The organism is Salinicoccus albus DSM 19776, assembly GCF_000385175.1.
Taxonomy (GTDB): domain Bacteria; phylum Bacillota; class Bacilli; order Staphylococcales; family Salinicoccaceae; genus Salinicoccus; species Salinicoccus albus.
Genome location: NZ_ARQJ01000029.1, coordinates 54299 through 72679, shown reverse-complemented (window position 1 = coordinate 72679; position 18381 = coordinate 54299). Strand labels below are relative to the sequence as shown.

The 18381-nt window shown below is 48.0% G+C and carries 16 protein-coding genes; 4 read left to right on the top strand and 12 right to left on the bottom strand.

Going from position 1 to position 18381, the window contains the following annotated elements; translation table 11 throughout:
- The first annotated feature begins 21 nt into the window (after nucleotides 1-21).
- Nucleotides 22-405: a YisL family protein gene (locus G343_RS0108895; RefSeq protein ID WP_020007789.1), complete on the top strand. Its 384-nt coding sequence runs from the start codon at nucleotides 22-24 to the stop codon at nucleotides 403-405.
- 139 nt (nucleotides 406-544) lie between these two features.
- On the top strand, nucleotides 545-1984 hold the full coding sequence (locus G343_RS0108890) for an alpha-amylase family glycosyl hydrolase (protein ID WP_020007788.1): 1440 nt from the start codon (nucleotides 545-547) through the stop codon (nucleotides 1982-1984).
- A gap of 153 nt (nucleotides 1985-2137) precedes the next feature.
- Here the strand turns inward: G343_RS0108890 and G343_RS0108885 are convergent, their stop codons facing one another.
- Genes G343_RS0108885 through G343_RS0108875 form a run of 3 tightly spaced genes read right to left on the bottom strand, consistent with a single transcriptional unit; the run spans nucleotide 2138 to nucleotide 5163 of the window.
- Nucleotides 2138-3481, bottom strand: coding sequence for a CoA-disulfide reductase (locus G343_RS0108885; protein ID WP_020007787.1), 1344 nt, complete (start codon nucleotides 3479-3481; stop codon nucleotides 2138-2140).
- Between the two features lie 2 nt (nucleotides 3482-3483).
- Complete coding sequence (locus tag G343_RS0108880; RefSeq protein WP_020007786.1) at nucleotides 3484-4326, bottom strand: DegV family protein; 843 nt, start codon at nucleotides 4324-4326, stop codon at nucleotides 3484-3486.
- Between the two features lie 24 nt (nucleotides 4327-4350).
- On the bottom strand, nucleotides 4351-5163 hold the full coding sequence (locus G343_RS0108875) for a Cof-type HAD-IIB family hydrolase (protein ID WP_020007785.1): 813 nt from the start codon (nucleotides 5161-5163) through the stop codon (nucleotides 4351-4353).
- A 110-nt stretch (nucleotides 5164-5273) separates the two neighbouring features.
- Between G343_RS0108875 and G343_RS0108870 the strand changes: the two genes are divergently transcribed.
- On the top strand, nucleotides 5274-5582 hold the full coding sequence (locus tag G343_RS0108870) for a metal-sulfur cluster assembly factor (RefSeq protein ID WP_020007784.1): 309 nt from the start codon (nucleotides 5274-5276) through the stop codon (nucleotides 5580-5582).
- Between the two features lie 120 nt (nucleotides 5583-5702).
- Here G343_RS0108870 and G343_RS0108865 read toward each other — a convergent pair whose 3' ends face one another.
- The gene (locus G343_RS0108865) at nucleotides 5703-6524 is read right to left on the bottom strand and encodes an undecaprenyl-diphosphate phosphatase (protein ID WP_020007783.1); all 822 of its coding nucleotides are present in this window, start codon (nucleotides 6522-6524) and stop codon (nucleotides 5703-5705) included.
- 189 nt (nucleotides 6525-6713) lie between these two features.
- Between G343_RS0108865 and clpB the strand changes: the two genes are divergently transcribed.
- Nucleotides 6714-9317 (top strand): ATP-dependent chaperone ClpB, encoded by a 2604-nt coding sequence (gene clpB, locus G343_RS0108860; RefSeq protein WP_020007782.1) that lies wholly within the window; start codon nucleotides 6714-6716, stop codon nucleotides 9315-9317.
- An 83-nt stretch (nucleotides 9318-9400) separates the two neighbouring features.
- Here clpB and G343_RS0108855 read toward each other — a convergent pair whose 3' ends face one another.
- The 8 genes from G343_RS0108855 to G343_RS0108815 form a co-directional block, all read right to left on the bottom strand.
- Nucleotides 9401-10183 carry an amino acid ABC transporter ATP-binding protein gene (locus G343_RS0108855; protein WP_026366336.1) on the bottom strand — a complete coding sequence of 261 codons (783 nt, stop codon included), beginning with the start codon at nucleotides 10181-10183 and terminating at the stop codon, nucleotides 9401-9403.
- Nucleotides 10180-10875: an ectoine/hydroxyectoine ABC transporter permease subunit EhuD gene (ehuD, locus tag G343_RS0108850; RefSeq protein WP_020007780.1), complete on the bottom strand. Its 696-nt coding sequence runs from the start codon at nucleotides 10873-10875 to the stop codon at nucleotides 10180-10182. The genes G343_RS0108855 and ehuD overlap by 4 nt, the downstream gene beginning before the upstream one ends.
- On the bottom strand, nucleotides 10875-11534 hold the full coding sequence (ehuC, locus tag G343_RS0108845; RefSeq protein WP_020007779.1) for an ectoine/hydroxyectoine ABC transporter permease subunit EhuC: 660 nt from the start codon (nucleotides 11532-11534) through the stop codon (nucleotides 10875-10877). The genes ehuD and ehuC overlap by 1 nt, the downstream gene beginning before the upstream one ends.
- Nucleotides 11535-11608: 74 nt before the next feature.
- The gene (ehuB, locus tag G343_RS0108840; protein ID WP_020007778.1) at nucleotides 11609-12526 is read right to left on the bottom strand and encodes an ectoine/hydroxyectoine ABC transporter substrate-binding protein EhuB; all 918 of its coding nucleotides are present in this window, start codon (nucleotides 12524-12526) and stop codon (nucleotides 11609-11611) included.
- Between the two features lie 502 nt (nucleotides 12527-13028).
- On the bottom strand, nucleotides 13029-14009 hold the full coding sequence (locus G343_RS0108835) for a nuclease-related domain-containing protein (RefSeq protein WP_020007777.1): 981 nt from the start codon (nucleotides 14007-14009) through the stop codon (nucleotides 13029-13031).
- Between the two features lie 217 nt (nucleotides 14010-14226).
- Nucleotides 14227-15894 (bottom strand): glycerol-3-phosphate dehydrogenase/oxidase, encoded by a 1668-nt coding sequence (locus tag G343_RS0108825; RefSeq protein ID WP_026366335.1) that lies wholly within the window; start codon nucleotides 15892-15894, stop codon nucleotides 14227-14229.
- A 39-nt stretch (nucleotides 15895-15933) separates the two neighbouring features.
- The gene (glpK, locus tag G343_RS0108820; protein WP_020007774.1) at nucleotides 15934-17457 is read right to left on the bottom strand and encodes a glycerol kinase GlpK; all 1524 of its coding nucleotides are present in this window, start codon (nucleotides 17455-17457) and stop codon (nucleotides 15934-15936) included.
- 38 nt (nucleotides 17458-17495) lie between these two features.
- Complete coding sequence (locus tag G343_RS0108815) at nucleotides 17496-18314, bottom strand: MIP/aquaporin family protein (protein WP_020007773.1); 819 nt, start codon at nucleotides 18312-18314, stop codon at nucleotides 17496-17498.
- Nucleotides 18315-18381: the final 67 nt, after the last annotated feature.

Below are 18381 nucleotides of genomic sequence, written 5' to 3'. Positions count from 1 at the left end.
CATAATGAAAGGAAGATACGTTTGATACACTTGCATCTGACATCACTAGTCATTGCGGCTGTGCTGTTCTTCATCACTTATTATTCCATTAAAAAACCCGGTGAGCCTGACATGAAATACAATATCGCCGTTCATATGATTGCCAGATTGCTGTATGTCGTTGTCATCGTTACCGGTGCAATCATGTTCTACCAGTTCTCCATTGCCGGCGGCGGCGATGCCATGATGTATGGTTTTAAAATGCTGGCAGGGCTGATTACCATCGGCTTGATGGAAATGGCAGTCGTCAGACAGAAGAAAAAGGCAGGGGGCCAGCCGCTGATGAATACTTTTATCGCGTTCCTGGTCATCACTGTGGTACTTGGTGTTATTCTCCCCGCCGGACCGCTTTCAGCAATGTTTTAATTTAATTAAAGGAAAAACAGCAGCACTCTCAGTGTGGGAGTGCTGTTTTTGTGAGATTTTGTGAACTTTTATTGAAATGATAATATTTTTATTTGTCATCTAGTATACTTGAATGATCAGGATAGAAGGTTGGTTAACGATGCAGAAGATTTTAAGATACATAATTGTTTTCCTCATGATCGCAGGGCTCGTCCAGCACCAGGAAGCCGGCACACAGGAAACAGAACAGGACCGCATTTATACGGTGGTGGTCGACCGGTTCTTAAACTTTAATGAAAGTAACGATACTGCAGTGACAGAAGACGAGACGGCGCCGCTGCCTTTCGGCGGGGATTTTGCCGGCATAGAAAATAATCTGGAATACATAAATGACATGGGATTTAACACTTTGATGCTGTCGCCGGTATTCGAAAAAGGCGATGAAGATTACTTAGGCTATGACACAGAAGCATATGGTACGATTGCAGAGGCATTCGGCGGTGCTGAAGGTCTGCAGTCCCTGGTAGACGCGGCGCATGAGCGTGACATGAAAGTGGTTGTGGATATGCCTGCCACCGCGACAGACGAATATGAGACATTTGATGATCCGGTGCTGAATGATATTCAGCAAACCTACTATGAAGATATTGGCAATCCAGAGTTTATCGACTTCACGCGCAATACGAACCAGGAAACCTACAGGGAAATGGCTGCTGATTTCGTCAGTGAATTCGGTATCGACGGGCTCAGCATGACAGTCGTACAGGATGGAATCGATGCAGACGAGTTCCTGCCTGAAGATGTAACGACATACGCAGTCGTGCCGGATGACGGCATTACAGTCGATGGATTCGATCACACAAGTTCACAAGCGCACAGGCAGCAGCTTGCGAATGCATTCAGTACGACAGATCAGCCGATCCCGGAATATCCGGATGATGGCACGCTGCTTTTGGCCGATCACTGGTTTACAGAACGCTTCACGCTGCATGCAGTCAATGAAGACATGTTCCCGGGGACAAGGCTCATGCAGCTGTCGGCGTACCTCTTCGGGTATCCCGGCCCGGCTGCCATGCAGTACGGTACAGAGATCGCATTTAATGGCGAAGACTATCCGATGATACACAAACAGATGAACCTGTGGACAGACGAAGAAGTCGTGGACTATATTACAGAAATGAGCAGTGTCTTCAAAGAGTATGACCAGCTGTACAACAGTGAACTGGAAGTGCTCAACGACGGTTCAGACGGTCAGTTTGTTCTCAGATATAACACAATGGATCAGGAAGACAATGCAGATTTTGTGCTCAATGTGAACGATACAGCCCGGACAACCAGCTTTGAAGTCCCTATGAAAGAAAGAGATCAGGACAAAATAATGAGCGGCATGCTCATCGGAGATTCCATCAGTGCTTCATCAGAAAACCCGGAGCACTTCAACACCGTCCTCGACCGGGAAGAAACAGAACTGTATGCAGTCACTGATGAAGTCGGCCTCAATAACGGCTACATCATTGCCGCTGTAATAATATTCGGCGGGTTTGGCATATTCATCTGGCTGGTCGCCAGAAGACGCCGGCCGAAAGAAGATCAAGGATAAATCAAACATGTGGAACAGAAGATTTCCCCCGGCATGGGATTGTGCCGGGGATTTTTTGAGGGATGAGGGCGATGGATGGTCTGCAAGTGCACACACCCTGCTATCCAAAAATAAAGCCCCGGTCAAAATGAAACCGGGGGCTTTTCTGATTTTCTATTCATTCAGTTTTTTCATCTTTTCTATCGTTTTATAACCAGCCATATTCAGGACGCTTTTAGGGCTGGAATACGGCGGGGAATAGGCGATTTCAATATTCGCCAAATCCATTGCGGTTCCCCCGAGTCTGATGTGCGCGGCGAGTATATCGATGCGTTTATCAACGCCTTCTTTGCCGACGACTGAAGCCCGCAAGATCCTGCCGTCGTTCCGGCCGACATAAAGCCGCACCTGAATGGGAATGGATCCCTCCATATAGCCGGCCTTATTCCGCTGCTTATGATCGACGATGAAATGGTCGTAGTCCGAGACTTCTTTTTCACTTAAGCCAAGCGTGGCGATATCATAGTCAAAAAAACGCATGATGTTTGTGCCGAGCAATCCTTCGAATGCGGCTGATTTATCGCCGCTGATCTGATGACTGATAACGAATGCCATACGGTGTGCCCCCCAGGCGAGGGCAACGTTTGTCTTTTGGTCCACATGCTGATAAGTGGTTTCGATAGCGTCTCCGAGTGCAAATACATTATCAATATTTGTGCAGCCGGTGCTATCCACAGGGATAAGCCCCGTTTCTGTAAGTTTTATACCGGAAGTTTCCAGGAATTTGGTCTGCGGTAAGATGCCGATGCCGGCAATGATCATCGGGGCCTCGATTTCTTCACCATTTGTGAGTGTGGCAATACCACCATTGACTTCGACAATTTCGGTGTTCAGTTTTACTGTAATGCCGCGGGATTCCATTTCTGCGGCGAAGAACTCGCTCAAGTCATCTTCAAGCGGTGCATAGATCGATTCCCGTCTGTGAATAAAGGTCACATCCAGGCCGCGTTCGACGAGATTTTCAATCATTTCGAGACCGATATAACCAGCGCCGATGACGACCGCTTTATTCACACCGGTCATTTTGATATGCGCCTGGATTAAATCCAGATCCTCCAATGTGTGAAGGACGAATGCCTCAGGCACATCGAGCAGTGCCGGCACTGTCCTTGGGGCAGCACCCGGGGACAGTATCAGGTAATCATAACTGTCTTCAAGTTCAACGTTTTCTTCAGTATCTTTCACCATGACGGTATTTTTATCAGTATCGACAGACATGACTTCATGACGGGTATAGACATCAACGTTTTTCTCGGCAAAACTTTCCGGCGTTGCAGCAATCAGTTTTTCACGCCGGGAGACTTCGCCGCCGATATTATAGGGCAGACCACAGTTGCCGAAGCTGATGTCCCGGCCTTTATCATAAATGGTAATATCAATGGTTTCGTCAATCCTGCGGAGTTGCGAAGCGGCAGTCGCGCCGCCGGCCACTCCGCCGATGATTATCGCTTTTGGCATAATTACACTCCTTCATTGAAATAGAATAAAGCCACAGTACCGTTTCCTGTGTGGCTGCTGATTGTTGGTCCGATCATGCTGATATTTACCTCAGTCGCTTTGGTTTCTGCCAGAATCTTTTTCTTTAAGGTCTCTGCCTGATCGAGGGCATTGGACTGGGTAATATGGACTTCTTTATTCGCGTTGTCCTTTTGCATATGTTTGATCATGCTTGAAAAGACTTTCTTGATGCCGCGATGCTTTTCAAGCGGCACGAGTTTGCCGTCTTCGACATGAAGCAGCGGTTTTATGTTCAGCAATCCGCCCAGAAATGCCTGTCCTTTTGACAGGCGCCCCCCGTCCGCCAGATAGTCCAGGTCATTGACGGTAAAGAAGTGGCGGATGCTTTTTACATCATTCTCGACTTTATTTAGCACTTCGTCCCTGGACAGCCCTTTGTCTATATAACCGTGGGCGCGTTCAAGTATCAGTCCAAGTCCGTAACTCGCGGCTTTTGTATCAATTACAGTGATATCTGCGTCGGGGGTTTCTTCCAGTATCGTATCCTTCGCGATAACTGCGCTCTGATATGTGCCGGACAATTCGCTGGAAAAAGCAATGTAGAGGACCGGCTCATTTTTCCCGACGTATTTGTTGAAGACCTCGATGAACTGTTCGGCGTTTGCCTGACTTGTTAACGGGCGTTTGCCATCAGAGATGGCCTGCAGCACTTCCTCGCTGGAAATTTCTATCTGATCCAGATAATCGTTGCCGTCTATCGTAATTTTAAGCGGGATCATTTCGATGTTCCGCTCCTTCAGATCTTTGATTGAAAGATCGGCACAGCTGTCTGCAATGAGTTGCATACTATATACTCCTTTCATTTCATATTATAGGTTCAGGTCAAAAAAGTCATTCAGGAACTTACCGATGCCGTCGTTATTATTGGTGAGTGTGACGTGTCCGGCGGCATCTTTAACCTCTTCGATGGCATTGCCCATGGCTACGCCATGGGCGGCATATTTAATCATTTCAGTATCATTATCCTCATCGCCGAAAGCGATTATATGATTCTGGTCTATACCCAGATATCCTCTGACATAGTCTACACCGACTGCTTTATTAATACCCTTTTTGACGATTTCAATAACCGGATAGGGCGCACCCCAGCGGCGGTGTTCGACAGTTTCAGCAAAAAGGTCATCCAGCGCCTTGCGTATGCCCGGCACTTCAGGTTCATCAGCCTGGATCAGTATTGAAGTCGGTCCGGCTTCAATATTCTGCACAAGGTTGCCGACCTTAACCTGGGGGTTGCCCATGCTGAATGCATCAAACAATACCGGGTCGTGGTAATGTATGTAGACATTGTCTTTCACTTCAGCAATAATATTTTTGATATTCAGATCAGGGACACGTTCTACAATGGCATTGGCCACTTCAAGGTCCAGCTCCTCATGGACCGTCTTAAAATAAAGATCCCCAGGGTGATGGATGAAAGCGCCGTTGAAATTGACCACCGGTGTGGTCATCTCAAGCTCCGTATAGTAAGCCTGGCTGGACCTGTAGGGCCGTCCGGTCGATATGATATATTCATGACCGAGTGCCTTCAATTCAAGCAAAACTTTCTTTGTGTATGGACTGATCTTCTTCTCATCAGTGAGCAGGGTGCCGTCCAGGTCTAAGCATATTAAATGTTTCTGCATCTGTTTATTACTCCTTATGAATGATTCATAAAACTATCATACCATTTATATTTCAATACTGTAATTTTTTTGGTATATTATTAGTATATACTCTATAAGGGAGTGATAAAATGGATAAAGAGATGGAAGAAAGCATGCTGGGTGCGCTCGAGAACGTGATCGACCCGGAGCTTGGAATTGATATTGTCAATCTCGGTCTTGTTTATGGTGTAAATCTTGATGATGAAGGCAATGCCGGTGTTGAAATGACACTGACTTCCATGGGCTGCCCGCTTGGACCTCAAATTGTCGAGCAGGTGGAAACAGCACTTGGTGAACTGCCGGAAGTAGAAGAAACACAAGTAAACATCGTCTGGGATCCGCCATGGGGCAAAGACAAGATGAGCCGTTACGCAAAAATTGCACTTGGCGTCAGCTAAGGCGAACATATAGTGAAACCCCGCCTGGTACCAGGCGGGGTTTCTTGTGGAGATTGATGGCGCTGGTGAGACATTGTGCGGTCCCCCGCAATGTCCGGCAGCACCCCGGCCGGAGGACAATCATATAAAGAAATGATAAATGATCGAAAATGTACCCACAGCGAAACAATAATAACTGAAAATGATCAGATTGCCTTTTTCCATGACCCCCTGCAGCCATTTAAGGGCGAAGTAGGTGGCGGCGATACAGACGAGGAAACTCAGTGCATATGGCACGGCGAGTGTCCCGATGTATGGATCGTTGACGATGTCTTCGGCACTGATAAGTGCTGTGCCCAGTGATACAGGGATGTATAACAGGAAAACGAATCTCAGTGCACTTTTATGGTTCAGACCCACTGCCATTGCACCGACAAGTGTCGCCCCGCTCCGGCTGACCCCGGGTGTCAGGGCAACACACTGGGCAGCTCCGACGATGGCAGCATCTTTGATCGTCAGCTCGCCCCCCTGTTTCCGGCCGCGTTTATTCTTGATGAATAAGAGGGCGATCCCGGTCAGGAGCAGCATGAAACCTACAAATCCTATTGTGATATTGTCCCCGATGAAATCTTCAAGCAGAATGCCGAGCACCCCGACAGGAATCGTCGCGATAATCAGGTAGCCGGTATACTTGAAATCTTCCACAGCTTCTTCATCTCTGGCCCCTTTAAACAGGTACCTGCATAAATTAAAAATAATTGCATAGATATCCCTGCGGTATATCAATAAGACAGCTAATAATGAAGCGGTATTCAGGAATATTTCAAACGACAGGCCGCGGGCTTCAATACCGAATAATTCCCTGGCAATGACGAGGTGGCCGCTTGAAGATACGGGGATCGGTTCGGTAATCCCCTGGAGTATGCCTAAAAATACATATTTGATAATCTCTAATAAATCCAACTGCACTGCCTCCTAAAAACATCTAGATTATAATATAAAATAAAATGCCGGTAAAAGCTATCAATTACTTGAAAATAACGGAGGGGAGTGTATAATTGAACTAAGGTCAAATTTGGTCAAATAGGACACCGGAAATCAACCGGCGTCCGGCCATGCAAAAAATCACTTAATATGTAAAGGTGTGATCATTTGGATATTAACAGGATGACGTATACCGTACAATCGATAGTGGAGCGTGCACAGTCCATATCGGTGGATCTGAAACTGCAATCGATTGAAATCGAAGCGGTAATGAAAGCGATGCTGACTGTGGATGACAGCATGGCAAGTGATGTGCTTGAGAGAGCCAATATTGATGTTAACGAACTCATCGACAAATATGATGAAAAGCTCAGTACCTACAATGTTGTAAAAGGGGAGAATGTGCAGTACGGACAGTACATGTCCAACCTGTTTACCCAGCTCGTGAACCGGGCGGAAAAAATCATGTCAGAGATGCAGGATGACTATATATCTGCAGAGCACCTCGTACTATCCGGCATTGAGATGGATCCCATATTAAAAGAGACTGTTGGTAATAAAAACGAAGTGATTCAAGAGATTATTAATAAAGTAAGAGGTGGAAATCACGTGACAACCCAAAATCCGGAAGTACAGTATGAGGTTCTTGAAAAATACGGCCGGGACCTTGTTGAGGAAGTGAGGAGCGGCAATGTGGATCCGGTCATCGGCAGAGATGAGGAGATCCGTAACTCGATCCGCATACTCAGCCGTAAAAGAAAAAACAATCCTGTGCTGATCGGGGACCCCGGCGTTGGGAAAACAGCTGTCGTTGAAGGGCTGGCCCAGCGGATTGTCCGCAAAGATGTACCGGACAGCCTGCTTGATAAAACAATTTTCGAGCTTGACCTGTCTTCGCTCGTTGCGGGAGCGAAGTACCGCGGGGAATTCGAAGAGCGCCTGAAAGCTGTGCTCAAGGAGATAAAAGAATCTGAGGGCCGGGTAATCCTGTTCATCGATGAGATTCATATGCTTGTTGGTGCGGGTAAAGCCGAAGGAGCTATGGATGCCGGCAACATGCTAAAACCGATGCTCGCCAGAGGGGAATTGCACTGTATCGGTGCAACGACACTCAATGAATACCGGGAGAATATCGAAAAGGATTCCGCTTTGGAACGCAGATTTCAAAAAGTGCAGATTCCTGAACCGGACATTGAGGATTCCATCTCCATTCTGCGCGGTTTGAAGGAACGCTATGAAGTGCATCATGGGGTCAGGATTACCGATCGAGCCCTGGTAGCGGCGGCGGAACTGTCAGACCGTTATATTACTGACCGGTTTCTGCCGGATAAGGCGATTGACCTGATGGATCAGGCGAGTGCGACGATCCGTACCGAAATGGGATCGAACCCGACGGAACTGGATCAGATCAACAGACGTGTCATGCAGCTGGAGATTGAAGAACAGGCATTGAAATCCGAAGAAGATTCAGTGTCAAGGACGCGCCTTGGGGAATTACAGAAAGAATTGTCCGAAGCACGGGAAGCGCAGCAGTCATTAACCCAGCGGGTTGAGAAAGAGAAGGCGCAGATCCAGAAAGTGAACGACAAGCGTGAAGAACTGGATCGCGCCCGTCAGGAACTCGACGAAGCGGAAAACAACTATGAGCTGGAAAGGGCTGCCGAACTCAGACACGGCAGACTGCCGCAGCTTCAAAAGGACCTTGAAGCATTCGAAGCGAACCTCCAGGAGGAAAGTGCCGGGGAGAACCGTATCATCCGTGAAGTGGTGACAGCGGATGAAATCGGCTATATCGTCAGTCAGTGGACTGGCATCCCGGTGACCAAGCTGGTGGAAACAGAGAAGGACAAACTGCTTAAGCTCGCCGACATTATGCATGAGCGTGTCGTCGGGCAGGATGAGCCGGTAGAGCTTGTCTCAGATGCAGTCATTCGTGCCAGAGCCGGAATTAAAGATCCGGACCGCCCTATCGGGAGCTTTTTATTCCTTGGGCCAACTGGTGTCGGTAAGACAGAGCTTGCCAAAACATTGGCCGCGACGATGTTTGATTCCGAGAGACACATGGTCAGAATCGATATGAGTGAGTATATGGAAAAACATGCGGTGTCACGCCTCATTGGCGCCCCTCCTGGATACGTGGGCCATGAAGAGGGCGGACAGCTGACAGAAACGATTCGCCGACAGCCTTATTCTGTCATCCTGCTGGATGAAGTGGAAAAAGCACATTCAGATGTCTTCAATATCCTGCTGCAGCTGCTTGACGAAGGCAGACTGACCGACTCAAAAGGACGGGCGGTTGATTTCAGAAATACGATCATTATCATGACATCGAACATCGGCTCCCATCATCTGCTGGATTCAGTGGCAGAAGATGGTGTCATTACAGACAGTGTCAAAGACTTGGTCATGAGTGAAGTGCATCAGTACTTCAAACCGGAAATCCTCAACCGGATGGACGACATTGTCATGTTCAGTCCGCTGTCAAAAGAAAATATGAAGCGGATTACGGATAAGCTGATCGAAGATTTAAACCGCCGGCTGATGGACCAGCATATGACAGTCGAAGTGACGCCTGCGGTCAAGGACTGGATTTCAGACGAAGCATATGAACCTCAATTCGGTGCAAGGCCACTGAAACGGTTTATCCAGCGTCATATCGAAACGCCGCTTGCCAAAGAACTGATTGCAAGTGACATGGAAGACGGTATCAACATCAAAATAGACTATCAGGACGGAGCATTGAAGTTTGATACCGACAGTCTGGTCAGATAAATCTCTTTCAATACCAAAAGCCTTCCCCGGGTCCGGGGAAGGCTTTTGGTATTACGTATGAGCTGTTCAAACGAATGGCGGCTCTACGACTGTCCGTTACTGCGGAACCTTTTCAGGAATTCCTGCAGCCGCGGATTTTCAGATTTGTTGATGACATCATCTGCCGGGCCGGACTCTGCGATGACCCCTTCGTCGAGGAACAGTACACGGTCGGCAATTTCCAGGGCAAACTCCATCTCATGAGTGACGAGCACCATGGCCATGTCTTCATGGGCTGCCAGATCCCGGATGACTTCCAGCACTTCCCCGACAAGTTCCGGATCAAGTGCGGAAGTCACTTCATCAAAAAGCATGATCTTCGGCTTCATGACAAGTGCCCGCGCCATGGCAACCCGCTGTTTCTGACCGCCGGATAAATTGGCGGGATAAGCTTCAAACTTATCGCCGAGCCCAACGCGGTCCAGCATTTGTTTGGCAAGCGCTTCAGCTTCTGTTTTATCCATTTTTTGAACAGACGTCAACGGCAGCGTACAGTTTTCCAGTATCGTTTTGTGAGGGAAAAGGTTGAAGTGCTGAAAAACCATGCCAATATCATCCCTTACTGCTCCCAGGTGTTTTTCATTGGCAGTCTTGGTCTTGCCGTTCACTTCCATTTTCCAGAGGTTTTTACCATCGACGAGAATATCTCCGCCTGTCGGTTCAGCAAGTGTCATCAGCAATCTGATGATTGTCGTTTTACCGGATCCGCTGGGTCCGATGATGGCAATCTTTTCAGAAGGCATGATATCAAGATTGATTCCTTTTAATACGTGCGTGTCACCGAAAGATTTTTGAACCTCTTTGTATTGAACAACGGGTTCCACTATTTACTCACCTTCACTTTCGTTTCTTTTTTCTCGAATCTGTTATTCATTTTCTTTTCCAGCCATCTGATCAGAAGTGCAGACGGGTAGCTCAACAGCAGGAACAGTATGGCGACGATCGTAATGGGCTCCAGATAGGCCCATGTGTTTGAGCCGTACGTACGCGCCAGACTAAGTATGCCGACGACGCCGATGGTGGCTGCAAGCGGCACCTCTTTAAATAAAATAATCAGATAGTTGCCGAGCATCGGTATGGTCGGCGGCAGTGCCTGAGGCAGTACAATTCGCATCCAGGTATCTTTAGTGGAAAGATTTAATGCTTTGGAAGCTTCCCATTGCCCTTGATCGACACTTTCTATGCCTGAGCGGTATACTTCAGAAATATATGTTGAGAAATGTATACCGAGCGCAAGCATTGCCGCAATGAATGGTGTGAATGTCATACCGACGTAAGGCACCTCCGGCCATGCGAAGTACAGGAAGAAAATCTGTACCAGCGGCGGTGTCGAACGTATGAACTCCCTGATCCAATGGAAGAAGAAATTAATGATTCTGGATGGTGTCGATTCAAGCACAAGCCATATAAAACCGGCGGCCAGAGCTAGCAGGTAACTGGTCACCGTCAGACCAAGCGTGATATTAATACCTTCAATGACAAAAGGGAAAGCGTCAATAAATGTTTCCCAGCTCCACATTAGCCAGCCACCCCTTTCTTAGAGATTTTCTCACCTTTTTTGGACAGCCAGATCAATGGCAGTGCAATGATGAAGTACATAATGAGCACCATCAAATAGGCGAGAGGCCCTTCATCCAGGTTGGTTGACCGGTAGATATCACCGTAGTAGAGAATATCTGTCAGGCCGATCAGTGAAACGAGTGCCGTTCCTTTAAGTATCTGTATCATATAGTTTCCGAATTCCGGCAGCATCAGACGGAGCGCCTGAGGGAGGATGACATGTCTCATCCTTTGGACCCGGGAGAGGTTCAGTGCGATTGCTGCTTCTGTCTGACCCTCGTCAACGGAAAGAACGGAACTCCTGACTACTTCTGACATGTATGCCCCGTAGTTCAATGCGATGGCAATAACGCCGACCCACCAGTTACTGCCGAGATTGATGCCAAACAGCATCGGTACAGCATAATACAGCCAGAAGAGCTGGACAATCAAAGATGTACCTCTGAAAATTTCCACATATGCTGTGGTTACTCCGCGGACTAATGGATTCTTGACAACCCTGCACAGTCCGGCGAAGAATGCCATGACAAAAGAGAAGAACGTGGCAGCCAGGAATATGCTGACAGTCGTCCATAAGCCCTGGGAGAGATAAGACAGTATGTTTAAGGCACTATCCATCGTTCACTCACTCCTTAATTTCAAAATAAAAAGGTCCAGTCTTTCCTGAGGAATTACTGGACCATCAATAAATATTAACCTTCACAAAGCTCCGCAGTAGTTACTGAACCGGTTTCTACACGGTTGGCATCTGCAGTGAACCCTTCAGAGTTATCCAGGATTTCATCAATTGTGCCGTCTTCTTTCAATGTTTCAAGCGCTTCATTGTATGCATCGCGGAGCGCTTCATCGTCTGGGTTGAATGCCGCAGCACCGTAACTAGGGATTCCTTCGATATCAGGCTGTTCAAAGTCCTCAACCATTTGTACTTCTTCACTGTCCAGTGATTCAACTGCTGCCCTCAATGTTGCATCGGTAGCCGCAGTGACGTCGGCATTGCCGGATTGCACAGCGGACAGCTGAGCAGGAATGTCTGCCACTGAACTGAATTGTTCAGGGTCTACACCCTCGTTTTCAAGAAACTCAAACTGCGTTGTACCTTCCATCAGCGCGACTGTCAAATCCGAATTATCGGCGATATCTGCATAGCTGTGCACATCCGCAGGGTTGCCAGCCGGAACAACAAGTCCCTCCCCGTATTGCATCTCAGGTTCAGAGAATATCGCGTTTTCACATCTGTCCGGCTGAATCGCCATACCAGCAGTGATTACATCATACTGACCTGCTTGTACACCAGGGATCAGTTCTCCCCAGTCAGTCAGAGAACCTTCCACATTCTCAACGCCCATTTCCTCAAATACAGCTCTCGCAATCTCGATGTTTGCACCCTCAAGTTCACCTGTCTCGGAGTTTTCGTAAGCATACGGCGGCTCGTTGGCAAAACCGACGTTAACAGTACCGTTATCTTGAAGCTCTGCTACACGGTCACTGGTTTCACCAGAATCTCCTGAGCCTTCGGATTCCCCGGAGCCTCCGGAATCTCCGCCGTTACCGCCGCAGGCACCCAGAACGAGTACCACAGTAAAAGTAAGTAAAAGCCATAGCTTCTTCAAACAATCTCCTCCTAGTAAGTATTTTTATTCCCCTCAAACTGTAACTTGTTACAATAATTAGTATACAAAAGCATGTCTAAATGTCAAATAGGTGAAAATTTGGGTGAAAATGGTTTTTGAAGCTTTTTCAAAAATGGCTGAGGCCAATGCTGTTGTGCGTTCGGAAGGTTTGATACCAATGTAACTATAAATGGCAGATAATTCAATCTAATATAAGAAATACTTAAGCTGATTGTAAAATTTATGAGTAAAATTACACTTAATGTTAGAAGTCCCAGTAGTGATACCAGTTGCGCGGCGTTGTCCGCATTACAACTGCACGCATCCGTTCTTGCGCGGCGTTGTCCGCACCACAACTGCACGCATCCGTTTTTGCGCGGCGTTGTCCGCATTACAACTGCACGCATCCGTTCTTACGCGGCGTTGTCCGCATTACAACTGCACGCATCCGTTCTTGCGCGGCGTTGTCCGTACCACAACACCGCGAAAGAACCAATTTTTCTCAGCCCATTACTATTTCTTTCTCATATCTAGATTTGTAGCCCCCATCCTTCAAAATAGTTTCAAAATCCAGGCTGCTCAATCTATAATATGTTGATTTGCCATTTCCTAATTGGATACAATATTTATTCAATAATTTAGTAATTGATCGTTCATGCTGGATCTTGCCCACAAAATGATGAATGTTGTTTTTGTTTAACCTGCTGTTCGGAAACAATGCCGTAAAGTCGATGATGGACCTCAACACAATTCTTTCATTCGTTTCATGGTACCCGCACTGCTTGCAGACTGCGATAAATTTTCCATGTTCCAGTTTAAAACTGCCGCACTGGTAACAACAGTTACCGGATTTTATGTGCTCAGGCTTATGTTCAGGCAATTCCATCGGATCTTCAATGATGAATGCTTCAATTAAATTAGATAATTCAGATGCCTGCGGACCGGCGTTCATTGATTTCAAATCTTTAAAATAGGGCCTAAGCAGAGACCGTTCTACAATATTCAGCGCATTGTCCTTGGAATTTATCGTCAAATGCAGATTGGGGTTCACAAAAACGGCTTTCTTCTCCACCTTAAACGGCACCGATTGCAGGTACTGCATTCTCATCAGTTTGCCAGCCGTCCGGCTTACCTGGGCCAGCGGATTTTCAGAAATCTGCCTGCCATTTATGTACCATCCCTCGTTATCGCAGGAATAAATGCCGCTGTAGTTTTTGATTTCATTGACTGTCAATAGATCATCCGTAATCACAAGTGCGTCAATCTGCAATGTGGCATTTTCAATTTTCAGCCAAAGGTCTCTGTAGATTAACAGATTACCGTGACCTGCCTCATCAAATAATCTGTCGTACGCCGCTTCCCCCTGATAACCGGACTGTAAAAACTTGAGCCTTCTGCCCTGTTCACGGGTTAGTGTACTTCTGCGGGCCAGTGCTTCGTATTGAATCAGCTGTTTTGATTTTGTTCTGGTATTCAAGAACATAAAAATTCACCTCCTACTCTATATATGGTGAAAAAACGCTGATTTGCTCTTTTTTTGTTAAAATTTGTAGGATAATTTTACACCATCTTGTAAGAAATACTGAGATGATAATGTTTCGGACGGTGAATGCAATTGAAGGAAGTCCACCCAAAAATGCAAAATCCCGCCCATCATCATTGATGGGGCGGGATTTCAAATCATCAGACAAAGAAGTTCATTATTCTCTCTCAGACTCCTGAGCCTCCTGATAATCTTTTTCCAGCTCAGCTTCATATGTTTCACGCTGTGCCGGACTCCATTCGAGCAGATTGCTCATCAGATCCAGTACGGGCTTTTTATACTTGGCGACCTGATCGATGGAGAAGAACATGGCACTGCTTCTGCGTGTAAAGTAGTCATCGGGTTTCGCAACCATTTCATTTTGGATGCTGTACACGACTTCAGCGTGTATTTCAAGCGGCAGGCCGTAATCTGAAGCGCCGTCTTTCAGGCTGCCGGCGATGGTATAGATGGCTCCCACGTTGCTGCCGTAGCGGCGGGCGAGTCTGCGACCGGCTTCGGCACTCAGTCCATAGGATTCTGCACGTCCGGCCATTTGTTCGACATAGATTTCGTAGCCTTCACTGCCGCCGACCTCGCCGCCGGATATTGGCTGGTCTACGGTATCGTTATCCTTGAATTTCAAACCGTATTCGGAAGCCAGACGCTTGGCCACGCGATCCACTATTTCCTCTGCCATGTGCCTGTACCCTGTCAGCTTGCCCCCGGCAATGGTAATCAGATCACTGTTTGCTTCCCATATCTCATCTTTCCTGGAAATATCCGACGGGTCTTTGCCTTCTTCCTGAATCAGGGAGCGGACCCCTGCCCAGGCAGATTCAATATTCGCGAGTCCCAGGTCAAGTTCCGGGAACATGTAATTGGCTGCGTCGAGAAGGTATTGCCGATCCCCCTCTGTCACATCCGGGTTTGTCTTATCTGCATCATAGAAAGTGTCGGTCGTTCCCACATAAGTTTTTCCGTTACGCGGGATGGCGAAAATCATTCTTCCATCGGATTTTGTATCGAAATAAACGGCCTGTCCAAGCGGGAAATCACCTTGGTCAAAGACGATATGAACCCCTTTGGTCAGTGTTATTTTCTTCTTGCCTCTTTTCGCTTCGGGATCATGGGAACGGACCTCATCTACCCAGGGACCGGCAGCATTGATCACCCGGCGCCCGAGCAGCCGGTAGGATTCACCATCCAGCTGGTCCTCAGCGAAAATGCCGGTGATTTTGCCCTTGTCATAGATAAAACCGTTCGCTTTCATATGGTTTACAGGATCAGCACCCAATTCGGATGCTTTCTTCATCACTTCAATGGTCAGGCGGGCGTCATCCGTCTTATACTCCACATAATGTCCGCCGCCGAGCAGTTGATCGCGTTTCACCAGCGGTTCTTTTGCTATGACCTGATCAACTGAAAGCATCTGGCGGCGTTCGCTTTTCTTCACGCCGGCCAGGGTATCGTAAATGCGCAGCCCGATGCTTGTCATGAGTTCCCCGTAAGTTCCCCCCTTATAAAAAGGCAGAAGCATCCATTCGGGGGTCGTGACATGCGGGCCGTTCTCATAGACGATGGCACGTTCACGGCCGGTTTCCCTGACAACGCCGACCTGCAACTGCTTGAGGTAGCGCAGCCCGCCATGGACAAGTTTCGTACTTCTGCTGCTTGTCCCCTCGGCAAAGTCCTGCATTTCAACAAGTGCAACTTTCATGCCGCGCTTCGATGCATCCAGGGCGATCCCGGCCCCTGTAATTCCGCCGCCGATGACGACGATATCGTAATCCACCTCCTCCATATGCTTCAGCTGATCTTTTCTGGTTAACGTGTTGAGCATGATGTCCCTCCTAATTTATTGGCCAATAAAGGCCGCGAAACTTTATTTTTCCGGTTCTTTCGTGTGTTTCTGCTGCGGCTTGAACTGCTGGGTTGCCTGTACTGCTGTCTGCCAGCCGCTGTATAGACTGTCGCGCGTGTCCTTATCCATATCGGGTGTAAATTCTGTATCCGTATCGCTGACTTTCCTGATTTCATCTGTGGAGCCCCAGAAACCGACTGCCAGTCCGGCAAGATATGCAGACCCGAGTGCGGTTGTTTCAAGGACTTCCGGACGTTCAACATCCGTGTTTAGAAGATCTGACTGGAATTGCATGAGCAGATCATTGGCTGCGGCGCCGCCATCCACCCGCAGTGTTTCAAGGTCAATGCCAGCATCTATCTGCATGGCATCGAGCACATCCTTCGTCTGGTAGGCGAGGGATTCAAGCGTAGCGCGGATGAAATGTTCTTTTTCAGTGCCGCGGCTCAGTCCAAAGATTGCGCCCCGTGCTTCTGAGTCCCAGTAGGGGGCGCCCAGACCGGTGAATGCCGGCACAACATATACGCCTTCTGACGACTCCACGCGGGCGGCGTATTCTTCTGACATGGGCGCTTCACTGAACATGCGAAGCCCGTCCCTGAGCCATTGGATCGCCGAACCGGCCACGAATATAGAACCTTCCAGCGCATATTTGACTTCTCCATCAATGCCGGAGGCAATGGTAGTGATCAGCCCATTATCGCTTCTGATCGCTTCAGTGCCTGTATTCATCAGAAGGAAACAGCCGGTGCCGTACGTATTTTTTGCATCCCCCTTATCAAAGCAAGTCTGGCCAAAGAGTGCGCCTTGCTGATCACCGGCCACACCGGCTATCGGCACATTGCGGCCGAAGAAGTGGGCACTCGTCGTCTCTCCGTATACCTCACTTGAGGATTTGACTTCGGGCAGCATGGATTTCGGCACGGACAGATGCTCAAGCAGCGCTTCATCCCACTTGAGGTCATAGATGTTGTACATCAGTGTACGGCTTGCATTCGTATAGTCGGTGACATGCACCTCACCCTGTGTAAAACGCCATATCAGCCAAGTATCAATCGTACCGAAGAGCAGATCGCCGTTGTCAGCTTTTTCACGGGCGCCTTCGACGTTATCCAGTATCCATTTCACTTTCGTCCCAGAGAAATAGGGATCGAGCAGCAGTCCGGTCTTCTCCTTAAATTCGTCTTCAAGCCCCTGATCTTTAAGCGTCTCGCAAATATCCGCAGTCTGTCTGGACTGCCAGACGATGGCATGGTAGATCGGGCGGCCTGTATGCTTATCCCATACGACAGTCGTTTCACGCTGGTTGGTAATGCCGATCGCTTCCACCTGATCTGCACCGATATCATTTTCGGTCAGCACACCGGCGATGACAGAGAGTACGGAACTCCAGATCTCGTTGGCATTATGTTCGACCCAGCCGGAGTCAGGAAAATACTGTTTGAACTCCTTCTGGCTCGATGCGATGATATCGCTGTCTTTATTGAAAAGAACAGCCCGTGTGCTCGTCGTGCCCTGATCGATTGACATAATGTACTTTTCCATGGATAAAATCCCCTTTATGATAAAATTTTAAATGTAAATTACATTAACTCGGATGTTTCATCTTTAAGAATGGCCCTGTTAAGAAATACCCCAGAGACAATAACTAAAACCGTAGTGGCGATTGTGACAGCAAGAAAAACATCAGGACTGCCCATAAATACCGCGTTATACACTGCTGCGCCTAAAGCACCGCCGGTCAGCGGACCAGCAATCGGCACAACCGCATATTTCCATCCAGACGTTCCTTTGCCGGGAATCGGCATGAAGAAATGCGCCAGCCTGGGCCCCAGATCACGCGCCGGATTGATGGCAAATCCTGTGGTGCCGCCCAGGCTCAAGCCGATTGCAGTAATCAGAAAGCCGACAATCAGCGGATTCAGGCCTTCTGTAAAATCATTTGCGCCGATGAATAAAAGACCCATCACCAGGATGAACGTACCGATGATCTCACTGACAAAGTTGGCCACGTAGTTGGGATATGCCGGTGCCGTAGCGTAGACGGCAAGTTTGGTATCCGGATCCTCTTCTGCCTTGAAATGCGGCATGAAATGAAACCATATGAGCAGTGCCCCGAACATGCCCCCCAGCACCTGCGCAATCATATAGGGCACCACCTGCGACCATGGGAAATCTCCAGCCACGGCAAACCCCAAAGTAACTGCCGGGTTAATGTGCCCGCCAGAAAACTGGCCGATCGCATAGACTGCGAAGGCCACTGCGAATCCCCATGCAAAAGGGATGAACACCCATCCGACATCTTTTGCAATCGAACCTTTCAAAGATATGTTGGCAACGGACCCTGTCCCGAGCAGGGCAAGGATCGCCGTACCAATAAATTCTGCAATGTAAACATTCATTGCAATTCACTCCTTTGTTTGTTTAGATGAGCCAATAAAACTAAAAAAGCCCATACTTATAGCTATG